At 68.6% G+C, this 17,405-nt stretch carries 14 protein-coding genes and 1 pseudogene; 10 read left to right on the top strand and 5 right to left on the bottom strand.

Going from position 1 to position 17,405, the window contains the following annotated elements; translation table 11 throughout:
• Positions 1-50: 50 nt before the first annotated feature.
• Complete coding sequence (locus DIE15_RS35000) at positions 51-839, top strand: ABC transporter substrate-binding protein (RefSeq protein WP_124835709.1); 789 nt, start codon at positions 51-53, stop codon at positions 837-839.
• 11 nt (positions 840-850) lie between these two features.
• A complete protein-coding gene (locus tag DIE15_RS34995; RefSeq protein ID WP_124835708.1) occupies positions 851-2,290 on the top strand; it encodes an FAD-binding oxidoreductase in 1,440 nt (479 codons plus the stop codon).
• Between the two features lie 26 nt (positions 2,291-2,316).
• Here DIE15_RS34995 and DIE15_RS34990 read toward each other — a convergent pair whose 3' ends face one another.
• Positions 2,317-2,889, bottom strand: a complete 573-nt coding sequence (locus DIE15_RS34990) for a PadR family transcriptional regulator (protein WP_057927941.1) — start codon at positions 2,887-2,889, stop codon at positions 2,317-2,319.
• Positions 2,890-2,957: 68 nt separating this feature from the next.
• Positions 2,958-3,389 (bottom strand): Cd(II)/Pb(II)-responsive transcriptional regulator, encoded by a 432-nt coding sequence (cadR, locus tag DIE15_RS34985; protein ID WP_124835707.1) that lies wholly within the window; start codon positions 3,387-3,389, stop codon positions 2,958-2,960.
• A gap of 81 nt (positions 3,390-3,470) precedes the next feature.
• Here cadR and DIE15_RS34980 point away from each other — a divergent pair, with 81 nt between their 5' ends.
• Entirely contained in the window at positions 3,471-6,071 is a 2,601-nt protein-coding gene (locus tag DIE15_RS34980) for a heavy metal translocating P-type ATPase (protein WP_124835706.1), read from the top strand.
• Positions 6,072-6,081: 10 nt separating this feature from the next.
• Positions 6,082-6,468 carry a zinc ribbon domain-containing protein gene (locus tag DIE15_RS34975; RefSeq protein ID WP_124835705.1) on the top strand — a complete coding sequence of 129 codons (387 nt, stop codon included), beginning with the start codon at positions 6,082-6,084 and terminating at the stop codon, positions 6,466-6,468.
• 143 nt (positions 6,469-6,611) lie between these two features.
• Here the strand turns inward: DIE15_RS34975 and DIE15_RS34970 are convergent.
• Positions 6,612-7,157: pseudogene (locus DIE15_RS34970) on the bottom strand (GyrI-like domain-containing protein); the annotation flags it as partial.
• Between the two features lie 343 nt (positions 7,158-7,500).
• On the opposite strand from DIE15_RS34970, the gene DIE15_RS34965 reads away from it, so the two are divergent.
• The 4 genes from DIE15_RS34965 (at position 7,501) to eutC (ending at position 12,878) form a co-directional block, all read left to right on the top strand.
• Positions 7,501-8,964, top strand: a complete 1,464-nt coding sequence (locus DIE15_RS34965) for a mechanosensitive ion channel (protein WP_057927937.1) — start codon at positions 7,501-7,503, stop codon at positions 8,962-8,964.
• Positions 8,965-9,165: 201 nt separating this feature from the next.
• Positions 9,166-10,578, top strand: coding sequence for an ethanolamine permease (eat, locus tag DIE15_RS34960; protein ID WP_124835703.1), 1,413 nt, complete (start codon positions 9,166-9,168; stop codon positions 10,576-10,578).
• Between the two features lie 111 nt (positions 10,579-10,689).
• Positions 10,690-12,087, top strand: a complete 1,398-nt coding sequence (locus tag DIE15_RS34955) for an ethanolamine ammonia-lyase subunit EutB (RefSeq protein WP_124835702.1) — start codon at positions 10,690-10,692, stop codon at positions 12,085-12,087.
• Positions 12,084-12,878, top strand: a complete 795-nt coding sequence (eutC, locus tag DIE15_RS34950) for an ethanolamine ammonia-lyase subunit EutC (RefSeq protein WP_057927934.1) — start codon at positions 12,084-12,086, stop codon at positions 12,876-12,878. The genes DIE15_RS34955 and eutC overlap by 4 nt, the downstream gene beginning before the upstream one ends.
• Positions 12,879-12,965: 87 nt before the next feature.
• Here the strand turns inward: eutC and DIE15_RS34945 are convergent, their stop codons facing one another.
• Entirely contained in the window at positions 12,966-13,850 is an 885-nt protein-coding gene (locus tag DIE15_RS34945; protein ID WP_057927933.1) for a LysR family transcriptional regulator, read from the bottom strand.
• 146 nt (positions 13,851-13,996) lie between these two features.
• Here DIE15_RS34945 and DIE15_RS34940 point away from each other — a divergent pair, with 146 nt between their 5' ends.
• Positions 13,997-15,604: an MFS transporter gene (locus DIE15_RS34940; protein WP_124835701.1), complete on the top strand. Its 1,608-nt coding sequence runs from the start codon at positions 13,997-13,999 to the stop codon at positions 15,602-15,604.
• A 201-nt stretch (positions 15,605-15,805) separates the two neighbouring features.
• Here the strand turns inward: DIE15_RS34940 and DIE15_RS34935 are convergent, their stop codons facing one another.
• Positions 15,806-16,234, bottom strand: a complete 429-nt coding sequence (locus DIE15_RS34935; protein WP_124835700.1) for a pyridoxamine 5'-phosphate oxidase family protein — start codon at positions 16,232-16,234, stop codon at positions 15,806-15,808.
• Positions 16,235-16,551: 317 nt separating this feature from the next.
• Here DIE15_RS34935 and DIE15_RS34930 point away from each other — a divergent pair.
• Positions 16,552-17,405: aldehyde dehydrogenase family protein (locus DIE15_RS34930; RefSeq protein WP_124835699.1), on the top strand; the 854-nt coding region annotated here is incomplete at its 3' end.

Below are 17,405 nucleotides of genomic sequence, written 5' to 3'. Positions count from 1 at the left end.
CCGTCGCACGTGTTCACGCACGGCGCCGGCCGACAAGTCAGGAGATCACGATGAAGCATGCACACACCCTGAAACTCGCGTTCGCACTCGCATGCGCGCTCGGCGCCGGCGCGGCGCTCGCCGACGGCCAGACGCTGCGTTTCGGCCTCGAGGCACAATACCCGCCGTTCGAGTCGAAGGCGCCGAACGGCGACCTGCAGGGCTTCGACATCGACGTCGGCAACGCCGTCTGCCAGACCGCGAAGCTGTCGTGCAAGTGGGTCGAGACGTCGTTCGACGGGCTGATTCCCGCGCTGAAGGGCCGCAAGTTCGACGCGATCAACTCGGCGATGAATGCGACCGAGCAGCGGCGCCAGGCGATCGACTTCACGACGATCATCTACCGCGTGCCGACGCAGCTGATCGCGCGCACCGGCAGCGGCCTGCTGCCGACGCCGGAATCGCTGAAGGGCAAGCACGTCGGCGTGCTGCAGGCGTCGATCCAGGAAACCTACGCGAAGGCGCACTGGGAGCCGGCCGGCGTGGCGGTCGTCCCGTATCAGGACCAGAACCAGGCGTATGCGGATCTCGTGGCGGGCCGCCTCGACGCGACGCTGGTGCTCGCACCGGCCGGCCAGCGCGGCTTCCTGTCGCGTCCGGACGGCAAGGGCTTCTCGTTCGTCGGTCAGCCGGTGCGCGACGACCGGATTCTCGGCAGCGGGATCGCGTTCGGCCTGCGCAAGGGCGACGACGCGCTGAAGGCAAAACTCGATGCGGCGATCGACAAGCTGAAGGCGGACGGCACGGTGAAGTCGCTCGGACAGAAGTACTTCGGCGACATCGACATTTCCACGAAGTAAGCGGGCGCGCGATGCAGAGCCTGGATACGGCCGGTGTGAACGGCGGCCACGGCGGTCACGGCGCCGCGCCGTCGGCAGCCGACGCGCTCGAGGCGGCGCTCGTCGCCGGTTTGGGCGACACGCTCGTTACGCGGTCGGCCGACATTGATCCGCGCTACTTCACCGCGTACAACGAGCCGGCCGGCGTGCGCCCGCGCGCGCTGGTGCGGCCGCGCAGCGTCGACGACGTGTCGCGCACGCTCGCGCTGTGCACGCGGCTCGGACAGCCGGTCGTGCCGCAGGGCGGCCTCACGGGGCTCGCGCGCGGCGCGGTCGCGCTGGGCGGCGAGATCGCGCTGTCGATGGAACGGTTCGCAGGCGTCGAAGCAATCGACGCCGCGGCGGGCACGATGACGGTACGCGCCGGGACGCCGCTGCAGACGGTGCAGGAAGCGGCGGACGAGGCGGGCTTTACGTTCGGTGTCGATCTGGGCGCGCGCGGTTCGTGCCAGATCGGCGGCATGCTCGCGACCAACGCGGGCGGCACGCGCGCGATTCGCTATGGAATGATGCGCGAGCAGGTGCTCGGGCTCGAGGTCGTGCTCGCCGACGGTACCGTCGTGTCGTCGATGAACCGGATGCTGAAGAACAACGCGGGCTACGATCTGAAGCAACTGTTCATCGGCAGCGAAGGGACGCTCGGCGTTGTCACGCGCGCCGTGCTGCGGCTGCATCCGAAGCTCGCCGCGCCTGCCACCGCGCTCTGCCGCGTGCATGGCTACGACGCTGTCGTCGGGTTGTGGAACCGCATGCGCGCGCTACCGGAGATCGTCAGCTTCGAAGCGATGTGGCCGGCGTTCTACGACTACGTGGCACGCCACACACCTGGCGTCGTCGCGCCGTTTCCGGGCGACGGCGGCTTCGCGGTGCTGATCGAATGCGCGACGAGCGCACCGGGCGGCGATGCGCATCAGGCGCTCGAATCCGGCCTGGCGGATGCGATCGACGCGGGGCTCGTCGACGATGCGGCGCTGGCGACATCGGAGCGGCAGGCGCGCGACCTGTGGACATTGCGCGAAGGTCTCGCGATCGATGCGCTGCCGCATCTGGTGAACTTCGACGTCAGCCTGCCGACGGGGGAACTGGGGCGGTTCGCCGAACGCTGCGAAGCGGCATTGCGTGCACTCTGGCCCGATATCACATGCCTGTTCTTCGGCCACGTCGGTGACGGCAACGTGCATATCGGCGTGTCGTTCGCCGGCATGCGCGACACGGATGCCGACGCGATCGATCGGTGCGTGTACGCGGTCGTGCGGGACATGGGCGGCTCGGTGTCGGCGGAGCACGGCATCGGCATGCTCAAGCGTGCCTATCTCGCACATACGCGCAGCGAAGCCGAAATCGGCCTGATGCGTCGCCTGAAAGCCGCGCTCGATCCCGCCGGCGTGCTCAATCCCGGCAAGGTGCTCTGATCGGCGCGAGCCTATGACGACGCGCGTCAACCGTCGACCCAGCGCAGCGCGCCGATCTTCAGGTGTTCGACGACGCTGCGCGCCCAGTCGAGCTCCGCGTTGAGCAGCACGAGCGCATGCTCGTTCTGCAGCAGGAACAGGCGCGGCACCTGATCGTTCTGCGCGGCGTTGCGCAGCGACTCGAGGCGTTCGCGTTCGGCTTCGAGCGCGGCGATGCGACGCTCGAGCTGCTGGCGCGCATCGTCGGCGTCGAGCAGCGGCAGGAATGCGAGGCCGGCGCCGAACGCCGGAAACTCGCGCGCGGGCTCCGCGAGCAGCGCATGCAGCCACGCCTGGCCAGCCGTATGCCCGGCTTCGGTCAGCGTGTACAGCGTGCGCTCGGGAAACGCACCGTCGCGCTCGGTGTCGTGCACGGCGATCAGCCCGTCGCGCAGCAGCCGGTCGATCGTCTGGTAGAGGCTCGTGCGCTGCCGCACGTTGACGACTTCGTCGTAGCCGCGCGCCTTCAGCTGCTGCAGCATTCCATACGGATGCATTGGCGTTTCGGTGAGCGTCGCGAGGACGGCGAGCGCGAGCGGAGACGGGCGGCTCGATGTCATGAATAGTTTTTCTATATCTAGTAACACTATAACTAGTATTAACTAGACTATCACATTCCACAAGGGTTTCAGCCGAGATGTGAGCGCTTCGCGGCCGGTGCGACGGTTTCCATCGTCGCGAGACCATGCACGATTCCGCAATCCTCGACCGAATGTTCGCCGACGCACTGGCGGCGCAGTTCGGTGAGCTGGTCGCGCAGATGCGTCAGTTCGGCGAGGCGCGCATCGACGTGGCCGATGTGCTCGTCGAGCAGCGCGTTGATCGAATCGCACGGGTCGGCGGGCGTGTCGGTGAGCTGCAGCAGCGTGCGGATTTCGTCGTGCGCCATGTCGAGCGCGCGGCAGTTGCGGATGAAGCGCAGCCGTTCGACGTGCACGTCGGTGTAGTTGCGGTAGTTCGAATCGGTGCGCTCCGCATCCGGCATCAGCCCCTCCTTCTCGTAGAAGCGGATCGTTTCCGGCGTGCAGCGGGCCGCCTTGGCCAGTTCGCCGATCTTCATGGCTTTCTCCGTTGCAAGGGTTGACCTTGTAGTGGCTTCAGGGTGTTAACTCTACACCGTCAAGCCATAGAGGAGGTTGTCATGACCGACGCCCAGCGTACCCACGACCCACGACACCGTCATGCCGGCGGCGCCGATGCGTGTTGCGCCGACGCGCGCGCCACGCAGGCGGCGACCGTTGCCGATGCGGCGCCGGCGGCCGGCGAGCACGCGCACGGCGACGCGGCAACGCGCGGCGCGCAGCCGCATGAATGCGGTCACGACCATGACCACGATCACGCAGCCGCGCACGACACGGCGCACGATCACGGCGGCGGCGACCATGCCGATCACGCGCATGGCGACCACGCGCATGGCGACGGACACGGCGCGGCGTGCTCGCACGACCACGCGGCACATGACCATGCTGGTCACGACCACGACCACGACCACGACCACGACCACGACCACGACCACGACCACGACCACGCGGCCGGCGCCTGCTGTGCGCCTGCCGCGCTGACGCTCGCGCCGCTGCCTGTCGCGCAGGCGACCGCGTCGGGTCACGTGCGCTCCGCGTTCCGGATCATGCAGATGGACTGCCCGACCGAGGAAACGCTGATCCGCAAGAAGCTCGGCGGGATGCAGCAAGTGTCGGCGCTCGAATTCAACCTGATGCAGCGGATGCTGACCGTCGAACACGTACCGGGCGCGCAGCCTGCGATCGAAAGCGCGATCCGCACGCTCGGGATGACGCCGGAGGCCGCGTCGGCCGACGCACCGGCGACGCCCGTCGCGCCGCCGCCCGCGAAGCCGTGGTGGCCGCTCGCGCTGGCCGGCGTCGCCGCGATCGCGTCCGAGGCCGTGAGCTGGGGTGGCCTGCCGGTGTGGCCGTCGGCCGTGCTGGCGCTCGCGGCGGTGCTCGCGTGCGGGCTCACCACCTACAAGAAGGGCTGGATCGCGATTCGCAACGGCAACCTGAACATCAACGCGCTGATGAGCATCGCGGTGACGGGGGCGATGGCGATCGGCCAGTGGCCGGAAGCCGCGATGGTGATGGTGCTGTTCACGATCGCCGAGCTGATCGAGGCGAAGTCGCTCGATCGCGCGCGCAACGCGATCCAGGGCCTGATGCAGCTCGCGCCGGACACCGCGACCGTGCAGGACGCCGACGGCACCTGGCGCACGATCGAGGCCGCGCAGGTGGCGCTCGGCGCGGTCGTGCGCGTGAAGCCGGGCGAGCGGATCGGGCTGGACGGCGAAGTCGTCGCGGGCCGCTCGACGGTGAACCAGGCGCCGATCACCGGCGAGAGCCTGCCGGTCGACAAGACGGCCGGTGACGCGGTGTACGCGGGCACGATCAACGAAGCGGGGTCGTTCGACTATCGCGTGACGGCGATTGCCGCCAACTCGACGCTCGCGCGGATCATCCATGCGGTCGAGGAGGCGCAGGGTGCGAAGGCGCCGACGCAGCGCTTCGTCGACCAGTTCGCGCGCGTCTATACGCCGATCGTGTTCGCGATCGCGCTGCTGGTCGCGGTCGTGCCGCCGCTCGTGCTGGGCGGCGCGTGGCACGACTGGATCTACCGCGCGCTGGTGCTGCTCGTGATCGCCTGCCCGTGCGCGCTGGTGATCTCGACGCCGGTGACGATCGTGTCGGGGCTCGCGGCCGCGGCACGGCGCGGGATTCTCGTGAAGGGCGGCGTGTATCTGGAAGAAGGCCGCAAGCTCGCGTGGCTCGCGCTCGACAAGACCGGCACGATCACACACGGCAAGCCGGTGCAGACCGATTTCGACCTGCATGCAACGGACGTCGACGCCGCCCGCGTGCGTCAGCTCGGCGCAAGCCTCGCGGCGCGCTCCGATCATCCGGTGTCACAGGCGATCGCCGCGGCGGTGCGCGACGCGCAGGTGGCGGCATTCGCCGATGTAGAGGAGTTCGAAGCGCTCGTCGGGCGCGGCGTGCGCGGCACGATCGACGGCGCACGCTACTGGCTCGGCAACCACCGGCTCGTCGAGGAGCTCGAACGCTGCTCGCCGGCGCTGGAGGCGAAGCTCGATGTGCTCGAGCGGCAGGGCAAGAGCGTCGTGATGCTGGTCGACGACACGCGCGTGCTCGGCATCTTCGCGGTGGCCGACACGATCAAGGACACCAGCCGTGCGGCGATCGCCGACCTGCACGCGCTCGGCATCCGCACCGCGATGCTGACCGGCGACAACCCGCACACCGCGCAGGCGATCGCGCAGCAGGCCGGCATCGACGATGCGCGCGGCAACCAGTTGCCCGGGGACAAGCTCGCGGCGGTCGAGGAGCTGTCGGCGGGCGGCGCGGGGGCGGTCGGGATGGTCGGCGACGGGATCAACGACGCACCGGCGCTCGCGCGCGCCGACATCGGCTTCGCGATGGGCGCGATGGGCACCGACACCGCGATCGAGACGGCCGACGTCGCGCTGATGGACGACGACCTGCGCAAGATTCCCGCGTTCGTGCGGCTGTCGCGCGCGACGCACCGCGTACTGGTGCAGAACATCGGCTTCGCGCTCGGCGTGAAGGTCGTGTTCCTCGGCCTCACGGTCGCGGGGCTCGGCACGATGTGGATGGCCGTGTTCGCCGACGCGGGCGCGAGCCTGATCGTCGTCGGCAACGGGTTGCGGCTGCTGTCGAAGTCGGGCGTGTTTGACGGCGCGCAGTCGCAGCGATGAGGCGCGGGCGATGAGCTTCCTGAAACGGCTCCTGGGCGGGCACGGGCGCGGGCACGGCGGCGGGTACGGCAGTGGCGGCCATGGCGGTGGGCATCACGGCGGGCATCACGGCGGAGCGGGCCGGGAAGGTCATGGCGGGCACGACACACGCGGCCGCGATCGTCATGGCTGGGGCTGGCAGCTGTCGGCCGGCGCGCAGGGCGGCCCGGGCGGCCCGGGCGGCAACGTGCCGTCGCGCCAGCTCGCCTGCGCGGGTTGCGGCGCAATCAACGCGGCGGACGCACGATTCTGCGCGCAGTGCGGCGTGTCACAGCGCGGCAGGGCGTGTAGCCGCTGCCACGCGGCGCTGGCCGACGACGCGCGCTTCTGTCCGGGCTGCGGCACGCAGGCCGGGTAAGGCTCGATCGCCAGTCGGCGTGCCGGTGTGACAGCGGATCTCGACGACGGCATGGCGCCTGCAACGGGCGCCGCCTTGCACCGCGCACCGGCTTGTGCCGGAATACCCAAGCCCAAGCCCAAGCCCAAGCCTCAGCCAGCCGCTCAACGCAGCGGCAAATGAATCTCGGTGCGCAGGTCGGCCTGCGCCGCATCCATCGGCGTATTCAGATACAGCTCGAACGGCGGCGCGTCGGCGGCTTCGCGGCCCGAGTGACGCAGCCAGTCGCCGTACAGCCACTGGTAGGCCGTCTTCAGGTCCGCATATGGCCCCGTATGCAGCAGCACCGCGTACTCGCCACCGGCGACGGTCATGCGCTCGACGGGCGGCGCCGGCTCGATGTCCGGCACGCCGTCGGCCGGCACGAAGCACGCTTTCGCGCGCAGTTGCGCTTCCGGCGTGGTATCCGGATCGTCGTAGAAGATTCCGATCATCTTCGCGCCGGGGCCGATCAGCCCGTGCTGCGCGACCCATGCGCCGATCTGCCCGAACGCGTCGCCGACCTTCAGGTATGCGCCCGTATGCGCAATCGCATAACCGCGCAGTTCCGGCTGCCGCCGGATCTCGACTTCATGCTTGAACATGTCTTCCTCTCCTCGCTGTAACGGATAGATCGGCAGATGGATCGCGGTGCGCCGGTGCTGCGCGGGCGAACTCGGGCGACGCGTGTCGCATGGCGGACCCACGCGGACGTTTCGGCTTTCGTGTCGACGGTCATGCGCGCGCTCCCGGCAGGAATCGACGCCACGGTAGCACGCCGCCGATTGATCAATCGTGCGGAGATGCGTAGGGCCGATAAATCCGCCCCTTTTTTATTTCGCCGAAATGGGGTCTCGCCCCGCTGATAAATGTCTAAAGTTAAAGACGGTGAAATCGGGTGATCGCGTCATTTTTCTCGGGTAAGTTGCTCGCACGGCAACGCACGATTTTCGAAGTACGCAGGTAGTTCGTCGATGTTCAATCGCAACGCCACGTTTTTCGGGAGAAGAAGACATGGATGCTTCCAGCTTCATCACGTCGCTGCAGACCACATTGGGCGGATACCTGCCCAAGATCGCCGGTGCGATCGGCATCCTGGTGATCGGCTGGCTGATCGCCGTGGCCGTGCGAGCCGGTACGCTCCGGCTGCTCAACGCGTTGAAGGTCGATCAGCGGATCAACGAAAGCACCGGCCAGGGCGCGTATGTCGAGCGGATCATCGCCGGCGGGCTGTTCTGGCTCGTGCTGCTCGTCACAGCAGTGGGCATCTTCAACGTGCTCAACCTGTACGCGGTGTCCAATCCGTTCTCGCTACTGGTCACGCACATCGTCAATTACCTGCCGAACCTGATCGGCGGCACGGCGCTCACGCTGATCGCGTGGCTCATCGCATCGCTGCTGCGCAGCCTCGCGAACCGCGCGCTGAAGGCCAGCAAGGTCGACGACAAGCTGTCCGAAAGCGCAGGTATGCAGCCGATGAGCGGTTATCTCGGCGACGTGCTGTTCTGGCTCGTGATCCTGATGTTCCTGCCGGCGATCCTCGCATCCTTCGCGCTGTCCGGCCTGCTGTCGCCGGTGCAGGGGATGGTCGACAAGCTGCTCGCGATCGTGCCGAACCTGTTCGCGGCCGCGGTGATCGGCATCGTCGGCTGGATCGTCGCGCGCGTGCTGCGCGGCCTCGTGACGAACCTGCTGGTCGCCGCCGGCGCCGACCGCCTCACCGCGCGTCTCGACAGCCCGACGCCGGTGCGCGTGTCGAGCCTGATCGGCACGATCGTGTACGTATTCGTGTTCGTGCCGACGCTGATCTCCGCGCTCGACGCGCTGAAGATCGACGCGATCTCGATTCCCGCCACCAACATGCTGAACCAGTTCCTCGGCGCGGTGCCGGACATCGTCGCGGCAATCGTGATCGTGCTCGTCACGTTCTATTTCGCGCGCTTCGTCGCGTCGCTCGCGCAGAAGCTGCTGGAAGCCGCCGGCGCCGACGGGCTGCCGGCCGTGCTCGGCGTCGAGCGCGTGTTCTCGGGGATCCTGCAGCCGTCGGTGCTGGTCGCACGGCTGATCGTGTTCTTCGCGATGTTGTTTGCGGCGGTCGAGGCCGCGAACCGGCTCGGCTTCACGCAGGTGCGCGACGTCGTCACACTGTTCATCGAATTCGGCGGCCACGTGCTGATGGGCGGCGTGATCCTCGTGATCGGCGTGTGGCTCGCGGGCCTCGCGCGCCGCGTGATCGAGCAGGCCGACCGCGAACACAGCGTGCTGTTCGCACGGATCGCGCAATTCGCGATCCTTGGCCTCGTGTTCGCGATGGGGCTGCGCGCGATGGGCATCGCCAACGAGATCGTGCAGCTCGCGTTCGGCCTCGTGCTCGGTGCGATCGCGGTGGCGGTCGCGCTGTCGTTCGGCCTCGGCGGCCGCGAAGCGGCCGGCAAGCTGCTCGACCGCTGGTTCAACCAGCGCGGCGGCGGCCAGTAACGCGGGTGAACGTCGGCGCTTCGGCCGCTTTGCGCGGCCGGACGGTGCGTGCGTGGCGGCCGCGGCCCGCGGCCGTCATTTCCGTCGGCGAAATGTCAGCCGCGATCTTTGCCGAATTTCGATAACACGTCGTTTAATGACCCTCTAGCATCGATTCTCAGTCGCGCGGGCCGGCAGGCCGGCGCCTTTCAGGAGAATCCGATGAAAGCAGAGTCGAATGGCCGGCCCGCCGCCGGCGCCAAGTCGTCCGGCCAGCCCGCGCTGCAGCAGACGCTCGGGACCTGGCAACTGTGGGGCATCGCGGTCGGCCTCGTGATTTCCGGCGAATACTTCGGCTGGAGCTACGGCTGGGCGAGTGCCGGCACGCTGGGTTTCGTGGTCACCGCGCTGTTCGTCGCGGCGATGTACACCACCTTCATCTTCAGCTTCACCGAACTGACGACGTCGATCCCGCACGCGGGCGGCCCGTTCGCGTATGCGCGCCGCGCGTTCGGCCCGGCGGGCGGCTATCTCGCCGGCGCGGCGACGCTCGTCGAGTTCGTGTTCGCGCCGCCCGCGATCGCGCTCGCGATCGGCGCGTACCTGCACGTGCAGTTTCCGGGGCTCGAACCGAAGAACGCGGCGATGGGCGCGTATCTCGTGTTCATGGCGCTGAACATCGTCGGCGTACAGATCGCGGCGACCTTCGAGCTGGTCGTCACGCTGTTCGCGATCTTCGAGCTGCTGGTGTTCATGGGCGTCGTGTCGCCAGGCTTCGCGTGGAGCAACTTCATGAAGGGCGGCTGGTCGGGCGCCGATCATTTCAGCGTCGGCGCATTCCACGGGATGTTCGCGGCGATCCCGTTCGCGATCTGGTTCTTCCTCGCGATCGAAGGCGTCGCGATGGCCGCCGAGGAGGCGAAGAACCCGAAGCGCTCGATCCCGATCGCCTACGTGGCCGGCATCCTGACCCTCGTCACGCTGGCGGTCGGCGTGATGGTGTTCGCCGGCGGCGCGGGCGACTGGACCAAGCTCGCGAACATCAACGACCCGCTGCCGCAGGCGATGAAATACATCGTCGGCTCGAACAGCGGCTGGATGCACATGCTCGTGTGGCTCGGGCTGTTCGGGCTCGTCGCGTCGTTCCACGGGATCATCCTCGGCTATTCGCGCCAGATCTTCGCGCTGGCTCGCGAAGGCTACCTGCCTGAGTGGCTCGGGAAGGTGCATCCGCGCTTCAAGACGCCGCATCGCGCGATTCTCGCGGGCGGCGTGGTCGGGATCGCCGCGATCTACAGCGACGAGCTGATCCAGTTCGGCGGCCAGACGCTCACCGCGAACATCGTGACGATGTCGGTGTTCGGCGCGATCGTGATGTATATCGTAAGCATGGCGGCGCTGTTCAAGCTGCGCCGCTCGCAGCCGAACCTGGAGCGGCCGTTCCGTGCGCCGCTGTACCCGTTCTTCCCGGCATTCGCGATCGTTGCGGCCCTGATTTGCCTCGGGACGATGGTGGTCTTCAACGGGCTGGTGGCGATGGTGTTCGTCGCGTTCCTCGCGCTCGGCTACGCGTACTTCCTCGCGACCCGTTCGCAGCGCGCGAGCGCACCGGGCGACGTGCTGCTCGAGGAGTGACGATGGCGAACCTGCAAGGCCGTTCGTGACGGCATCCGGCGCGCTCCGTCGAACGGGCGCGCCGTCGCCGTCCGGCAAGGATGGGCAAGGACTGGCAAGGAGATTCGAACGATGTCCTATACCGAGACGATCGGCCCGCGCACGTACCGTTTCGCGGACCTGAAGACGCTGCTCGCGAAGGCGAGCCCGCTGCGCTCGGGCGACCAGCTCGCCGGCGTTGCAGCGGCGAGCGAGGAGGAGCGCGTGGCGGCGAAGATCGCGCTCGCGGGCGTGCCGCTGAAGGCGTTCCTGAACGAAGCGGTGATTCCGTACGAGCACGACGAGGTCACGCGCCTGATCCTCGACGATCACGACGCGGCCGCGTTCGCGGAAATCTCGCACCTCACCGTCGGCGATTTCCGCAACTGGCTGCTGTCGCCCGCGGCCGACGGTGCGGCGCTCGAGCGGATCGCGCCGGGCCTCACGCCCGAGATGGTCGCGGCCGTGTCGAAGCTGATGCGCAACCAGGACCTGATCGCGGCGGCGCGCAAACGCCGCGTCGTCACGCGCTTTCGCAACACGGTCGGGCTGCCCGGCCGGATGTCGGTGCGGCTGCAGCCGAACCACCCGACCGACGACGTGAAGGGCATCGCCGCGTCGATGCTCGACGGGCTGATGTACGGCTGCGGCGACGCGATGATCGGCATCAACCCGGCGACCGACAGCCTCGCGGCGATCGTGAAGCTGCTCGCGATGATCGACGGATTCCGCGAACGCTACGGCGTGCCGACGCAGTCGTGCGTGCTCACGCACGTGACCAACACGATCGCGGCGATCGAGAAGGGCGCGCCGGTCGACCTGGTGTTCCAGTCGATCGCGGGCACCGAGAAGGCGAACGCGAGCTTCGGGATCTCGCTCGCGCTGCTCGGCGAGGCGCGCGAGGCTGCGTTGTCGCTCAAGCGCGGCACGGTCGGCAACAACCTGATGTACTTCGAGACGGGGCAAGGCAGTGCCCTCTCGGCGAACGCACATTTCGGCGTCGACCAGCAGACCTGCGAGGTGCGTGCGTATGCGGTGGCGCGCAAGTTCGAGCCGTTCCTCGTGAACACGGTGGTCGGCTTCATCGGGCCGGAATACCTGTACGACGGCAAGCAGATCATCCGCGCGGGGCTCGAGGATCACTTCTGCGGGAAGCTGCTCGGCGTGCCGATGGGCTGCGACATCTGCTACACGAATCACGCGGAAGCCGACCAGGACGACATGGACACGCTGCTGACGCTGCTCGGTGCGGCCGGCATCAACTTCATCATGGGCATTCCGGGCGCGGACGACGTGATGCTGAACTACCAGAGCACGTCGTTTCACGACCAGCTCTATGTGCGCGAGGTGCTCGGCCTGCGCCGCGCGCCCGAGTTCGAGGAATGGCTGGAGACGATGGAGATCGCCGACGCGCATGGCGCGCTGCGCGCCGCGAATGCGCGCGTGCCGCTGCTCGCGGGGGCGAACGACTGGATGGGGATTTCCGCATGAGCGACGCCGTCGAAAAGAATCCGTGGGCGCAGCTGAAGTCGTTCACGAATGCGCGGATCGCGCTCGGCCGCGCGGGCAACAGCCTGCCGACCGCGCCGCTGCTCGCGTTCAACCTGTCGCACGCGCAGGCGCGCGACGCCGTGCACCAGCCGCTCGACGCGGACGCGCTGCGCCGCGAGATCGAGGCAGCCGGCCTGCTGCCGACACTCGGCGTGCAGAGCGCCGCGCCGGACCGCGACCACTATCTGCGCCGGCCCGATCTCGGCCGCAAGCTGTCGGATGACAGCCGCGGGCTGCTTGCCGGTTACGGCGCCGCGCTCGACGACGCGCCCGACGTCGTGTTCGTGGTCGGCGACGGGCTGTCGGCGTTCGCGGCCGCGAAGCAGGCGCTGCCGTTGCTGCAGGCCGTGCGGCCGCGGCTCGACGCGGACGGTTGGCGGATCGGCCCGGTGGTGGTCGCGACGCAGGCGCGCGTCGCGCTCGGCGACGAGATCGGCGAATTGCTGCGTGCGAAGGTCGTCGCGATGCTGATCGGCGAACGGCCGGGGCTCAGCTCCCCGGACAGCCTCGGCGTATACCTGACGTGGGCGCCGAAGGTCGGCTGCCACGACGCGCTGCGCAACTGCATCTCGAACGTGCGGCCCGAAGGGCTGCCGCATGCCGCCGCCGCGCACAAGCTGCATTACCTGATGACGCACGCGCGCCGGCTCGGCCTCACGGGCGTCGGGTTGAAGGACGACAGCGATGCGCTGTTGCCGCGCGCGGAAGCGGAGCGGATCGGGGCGGACTGAAGCGGGCCGCGCGAGGCGCCGTCGCGTGGCGGTATGGGTGCCGTTCGGGCGGCCTGCCGGGCGGCTGGCGACGCCTTTGTCATTCGGCTACCTGAACAGTCGCTCGCACAGAAAATCGACGAACACACGCAGCTTCGGCGACAACTGCCGGCTCGACGGCCACACGATCGAGAACTGCCCCGGTGCGATCCGGTAGTCGTCGAGCACGGTGACGAGCGCACCCGTGTCCAGCGCGTCGCGTGCGAGGAAGTCGGGCATGTAGCCGATGCCGAGCCCCGCCATGACCGCGCCGCGCAGCGCTTCCATGTTGTTGCAGGTCATCGCGGTGCGCAGCTTCAGCGGCGTGCCGTCGTCGGCGGCAAGCGCCCAGTCCTGCAGCTTGCCCGTGGTCGGAAAGCAGTAGCGCACGCAATCGTGCGCTTCGAGATCGTGCGGGGCCTGCGGCGTGCCGGCTTGCGCGAGATACGCGGGCGTCGCGCACAGCACGAACGCGAACGGGCCGAGCCGCCGCGACATCAGGCTCGAATCCGACAGCGGACCGCTGCGGATCACCGCGTCGAAGCCGCCTTCGACGACGTCCACCATCCGGTCGTTGAAATCCAGGTCGAGCTCCACATCCGGATAGCGCTGCCGGAATTCGGGCAGCACCGGCAGCAGGAACCGGTAGCCGATCACCGGCAGGCTCACGCGCAGCTTGCCGCGCGGGCGTTGCGCGGATGCCGTCACGGTCGCCTCCGCATCGCGAAAATCCTCGAGGATCCGCTGGCAGCGTTCGTAGAAATGGCGCCCTTCGTCGGTCAGCGTGACGCGCCGCGTCGTGCGGTTGAACAGGCGCACGCCGAGCGACTGCTCGAGCCGCGCGATCGTTTTGCCGACCGCGGAGGCCGAGATGCCGAGCGCGCGGCCGGCCGCGACGAAGCTGAGCGCTTCGGCGGTGCGGACGAAGGCGGCGATGCCGTTCAGGTTTTCCATCGATGCGAGTGTGCCGGCAGCAAGCGGGTTATTGCGGAATTTTAAGCCGTTATATCCGGAGTCTTGCGTGGTTTTTCGATGATTGAATCGGATTTATCTTTGATTGCTCTTGAGGCGCATCCGCGCCCGCTTTTCGAGGAGCGATGATGGATCACCCGTTTTCAGCCGTTTCAGCGAGGTCGGCACGCCGGCGCGCGTGGGTGCTGGCCGCCGTCTGCATGGCCGCCGTCGCGCTGCCGCTGTCGTTTTCGGGCGGCGCGGTCGCGACGCCCGCGATCGGGCGCGACCTGCACGGCGGGCCGGTCGCGATGAACTGGATCACCAACGCGTTCATGCTCGCGTTCGGCAGTTTCCTGATGGCGGCGGGCGCGCTGGCCGACCAGTTCGGCCGCAAGCGCGTGTTCGCGATCGGCGTCGGCGGGTTCACGCTGATGTCGGTCGCGCTCGCGTTCGCGCCGTCGATGCTCGCGGTCGACCTGTTGCGCGCCGCGCAGGGGCTCGCGGCGGCCGCAGCGCTCGCGGGCGGCACGGCCGCGCTCGCGCAGGAGTTCGACGGCACGGCGCGCACACGTGCGTTCAGCCTGCTCGGCACGACGTTCGGGATCGGGCTCGCGTTCGGGCCTGTGCTCGCCGGCGGCCTGATCGCGCACTACGGCTGGCGCGCGATCTTCGTCACGGGCGCGGCGGCAGGCGCCGCGTCGCTCGCGTTCGGGCTGCCGCGCATGCACGAGTCGCGCGATCCGCATGCGACGGGGCTCGACTGGCCGGGCACGATCGCGTTCACCGCCGCACTCACGCTGTTCACGTTCGGCGTGATCGAGGCACCCGCGCGCGGCTGGACGCATCCGCTCGTCGTCGCGCTGCTGGCGGGCGCGGCGCTCGGCGCATGCGCGTTCGTCGCGATCGAGACGCGCGTCGCGCGGCCGATGCTCGACCTGTCGCTGTTCCGCATTCCGCGCTTCGTCGGCGTGCAGGTGCTGCCGATATCGACCTGCTCCTGCTACATCGTGCTGCTCGTCGTGCTGCCGCTGCGCTTCATCGGCATCGACGGCTTCGGCGAAATCGACGCGGGCTGGCTGATGCTTGCGATCTCCGCGCCGATGCTCGTCGTACCGCTCGTCGCAGCGGCGCTCACGCGCTGGCTGTCGGCCGGCGTGATCTCGGGGCTCGGGCTCCTGCTCGCGGCAGCGGGCCTCGTATGGCTGGGCGTCGCGCTGCGCGGCGGCGCGGGGCCGGCGGCGATCGCGCCGATGCTCGCGATCGGCGTCGGGGCCGGCATGCCGTGGGGGCTGATGGACGGGCTGTCGGTCAGTGTCGTGCCGAAGGAGCGCGCGGGGATGGCCACCGGGATCTTCAGCACGACGCGCGTCGCGGGCGAGGGGATCGCGCTCGCGATCGTCGGTGCGGTACTCGCGACGCTCGCGCACGCCGATTTGCGGCAGATGGCGACGGGCAGTTCCGATGCGACACTGCGGGCGGCCGCGCTGCTCGCGACCGGCGATCTCGCCGGTGCGGCGGCCGGGTTGCCGGGCGTTGCGCGGGCCGCGCTGCTCGCGAGCTATACGCATGCGTTCGATCGGCTGCTGATCGGGCTCGCGGTCGTCACGGTGCTGTGCGCGGGCATCGTGTTCGCGTTTCTGGGTGCGCGGCCGGCGATTGCGGAGCGGCGCGGCGATGAAGGTGAGCAGCCGCGTGGCGAAGCGCGGGCGCGGCGCCGGACCGAACCGGCTTGCGCGGACGGGAGCGGGCGGTAAGGGTGATGCCGCGTCGGGGGCGGGCATTGCGGCAAGCTCGGTCGTGCATCCCGCGCCCGCCACGGTCTTGTAGCGGCGAACTGCGTTCCGAGTTCCGCGCGCACCAGCGCACCAGCGGCGGACGGCGGGCGGCGGGTGAGCCGCACCGCGCGCGCCCGCACGTGTGGACACCGCGCTTCGGCGACGTCACTGCACGTCACGTCACCCCAGCACGAGCGACGGCAATCCCGGGTCGGCGCGCGCCTGCGCGCTTTCCACCTCGACGACCACGTAGCGCAGCGCATCCGGCCACAGATGCGCGCGGCTTCTCGCATCTTCGTCGATCGTCGCGCGCCCTTGCACGAGCCACGTCGTCTGCCGGACGAAATCGACGAACAGCAGCGCGATCGCCGGATTCACGAGCAGGTTGCCGATCGTGTTGAACAGGTTGTTGCCCGCGAAGTCGGGCAGCACGAGCGTGCCGCGATCGGGCAGGTCGACGAGCGGGGCGAACGAACCGTCCGCGCGCGGCTGGCGGCCGCGATACGAGCAGTCGCTGTCGCCCGCCGCGTTCGCGGTCGCGACGATCAGGAACGCCTGTTCGCGGATGAACGCGACGACATCGTCGCTGAGGGGGCCCGGATCGTTCATGGTGTCGGTCGGCGCGTGGCCGATACATGCGGATCGGCGTTCCACACGCAAGCGACATGCCATGTGGCGAGTGTTGCGCACGGTGACGCGTGCGCCGATGCGCTGTGGTAAATCCGAACACCCGCCGCGCGGCTGTACCGCCGCGGTGTTCAGAATCGGGACACTCGTTTTCCGTGCGCTGGCCCTGCCCCTGGCGAACGGCCGGATGCACCGCTCCTGTTGCGTTTTCGGCCGGTGTGGCACGCATGTTGCGTAAACCGTGCAGCGCGATCCAACCGGCGCTCTATTCACACAAGCACGATGAACAGGAGACATGTATGAACCCGTTTGACCTGAAACAACTGGGCCTCGACGTCGAATATCCGTACCGTCAGCAGTACGACAACTACATCGGCGGCAAGTGGGTTCCGCCGGTGAAGGGCGAGTATTTCGAGAACGTGTCGCCGATCAACGGCAAGCCGTTCTGCCGCGTACCGCGCTCGGGCGCCGACGACATCGAGCTCGCGCTCGATGCCGCGCACGCCGCGCGCCGCAAGTGGGGCAAGACGTCGGTCACCGAGCGCGCGAACCTGCTGCTCGTCGCCGCCGACCGGATGGAAAAGAACCTGAAACTGCTCGCGGTGGCCGAGACGATCGACAACGGCAAGCCGCTGCGCGAGACGATGGCGGCCGACCTGCCGCTCGCGATCGACCACTTCCGCTATTTCGCGGGCTGCATCCGCGCGCAGGAAGGCGGCATTTCCGAGATCGACGACAACACCGTCGCGTATCACTTCCACGAGCCGCTCGGCGTCGTCGGCCAGATCATCCCGTGGAACTTCCCGTTGCTGATGGCGGCATGGAAGCTCGCGCCGGCGCTCGCGGCCGGATGCTGCATCGTGATGAAGCCGGCCGAGCAGACGCCTGCGTCGGTGATGGTGCTGATGGAGCTGATCGGCGATCTGTTCCCGGCCGGCACGATCAACATCGTGAGCGGCTTCGGCAAGGAAGCGGGCGAAGCGCTCGCGACCAGCAAGCGGATCGCGAAGATCGCGTTCACCGGCTCGACGCCGGTCGGCAAGCACATCCTGCGCGCGGCGGCCGACAACCTGATCCCGTCGACGGTCGAACTGGGCGGCAAGAGCCCGAACATCTTCTTCGCGGACGTGCTCGACCAGGACGACGCGTTCCT

It is taken from the genome of Burkholderia sp. Bp9031 (assembly GCF_003857965.1).
Classification (GTDB): Bacteria; Pseudomonadota; Gammaproteobacteria; order Burkholderiales; family Burkholderiaceae; genus Burkholderia; species Burkholderia ambifaria_A.
Note: the sequence above shows the minus strand (reverse complement) of the source record. Positions and strands in the feature narration are given on the sequence as shown.

Excerpts from the sequence above, each read along its gene's own strand:
- DIE15_RS34980 (WP_124835706.1), top strand. The coding sequence starts at position 3,471 with ATGACCGACGCCCAGCGTACCCACGACCCACGACACCGTCATGCCGGC.
- DIE15_RS34990 (WP_057927941.1), bottom strand. The coding sequence starts at position 2,889 with ATGACATCGAGCCGCCCGTCTCCGCTCGCGCTCGCCGTCCTCGCGACG.
- eat (WP_124835703.1), top strand. The coding sequence starts at position 9,166 with ATGAAAGCAGAGTCGAATGGCCGGCCCGCCGCCGGCGCCAAGTCGTCC.
- DIE15_RS34965 (WP_057927937.1), top strand. The coding sequence starts at position 7,501 with ATGGATGCTTCCAGCTTCATCACGTCGCTGCAGACCACATTGGGCGGA.
- DIE15_RS35000 (WP_124835709.1), top strand. The coding sequence starts at position 51 with ATGAAGCATGCACACACCCTGAAACTCGCGTTCGCACTCGCATGCGCG.
- DIE15_RS34975 (WP_124835705.1), top strand. The coding sequence starts at position 6,082 with ATGAGCTTCCTGAAACGGCTCCTGGGCGGGCACGGGCGCGGGCACGGC.
- DIE15_RS34945 (WP_057927933.1), bottom strand. The coding sequence starts at position 13,850 with ATGGAAAACCTGAACGGCATCGCCGCCTTCGTCCGCACCGCCGAAGCG.
- cadR (WP_124835707.1), bottom strand. The coding sequence starts at position 3,389 with ATGAAGATCGGCGAACTGGCCAAGGCGGCCCGCTGCACGCCGGAAACG.
- eutC (WP_057927934.1), top strand. The coding sequence starts at position 12,084 with ATGAGCGACGCCGTCGAAAAGAATCCGTGGGCGCAGCTGAAGTCGTTC.
- DIE15_RS34955 (WP_124835702.1), top strand. The coding sequence starts at position 10,690 with ATGTCCTATACCGAGACGATCGGCCCGCGCACGTACCGTTTCGCGGAC.
- DIE15_RS34995 (WP_124835708.1), top strand. The coding sequence starts at position 851 with ATGCAGAGCCTGGATACGGCCGGTGTGAACGGCGGCCACGGCGGTCAC.
- DIE15_RS34935 (WP_124835700.1), bottom strand. The coding sequence starts at position 16,234 with ATGAACGATCCGGGCCCCCTCAGCGACGATGTCGTCGCGTTCATCCGC.
- DIE15_RS34940 (WP_124835701.1), top strand. The coding sequence starts at position 13,997 with ATGGATCACCCGTTTTCAGCCGTTTCAGCGAGGTCGGCACGCCGGCGC.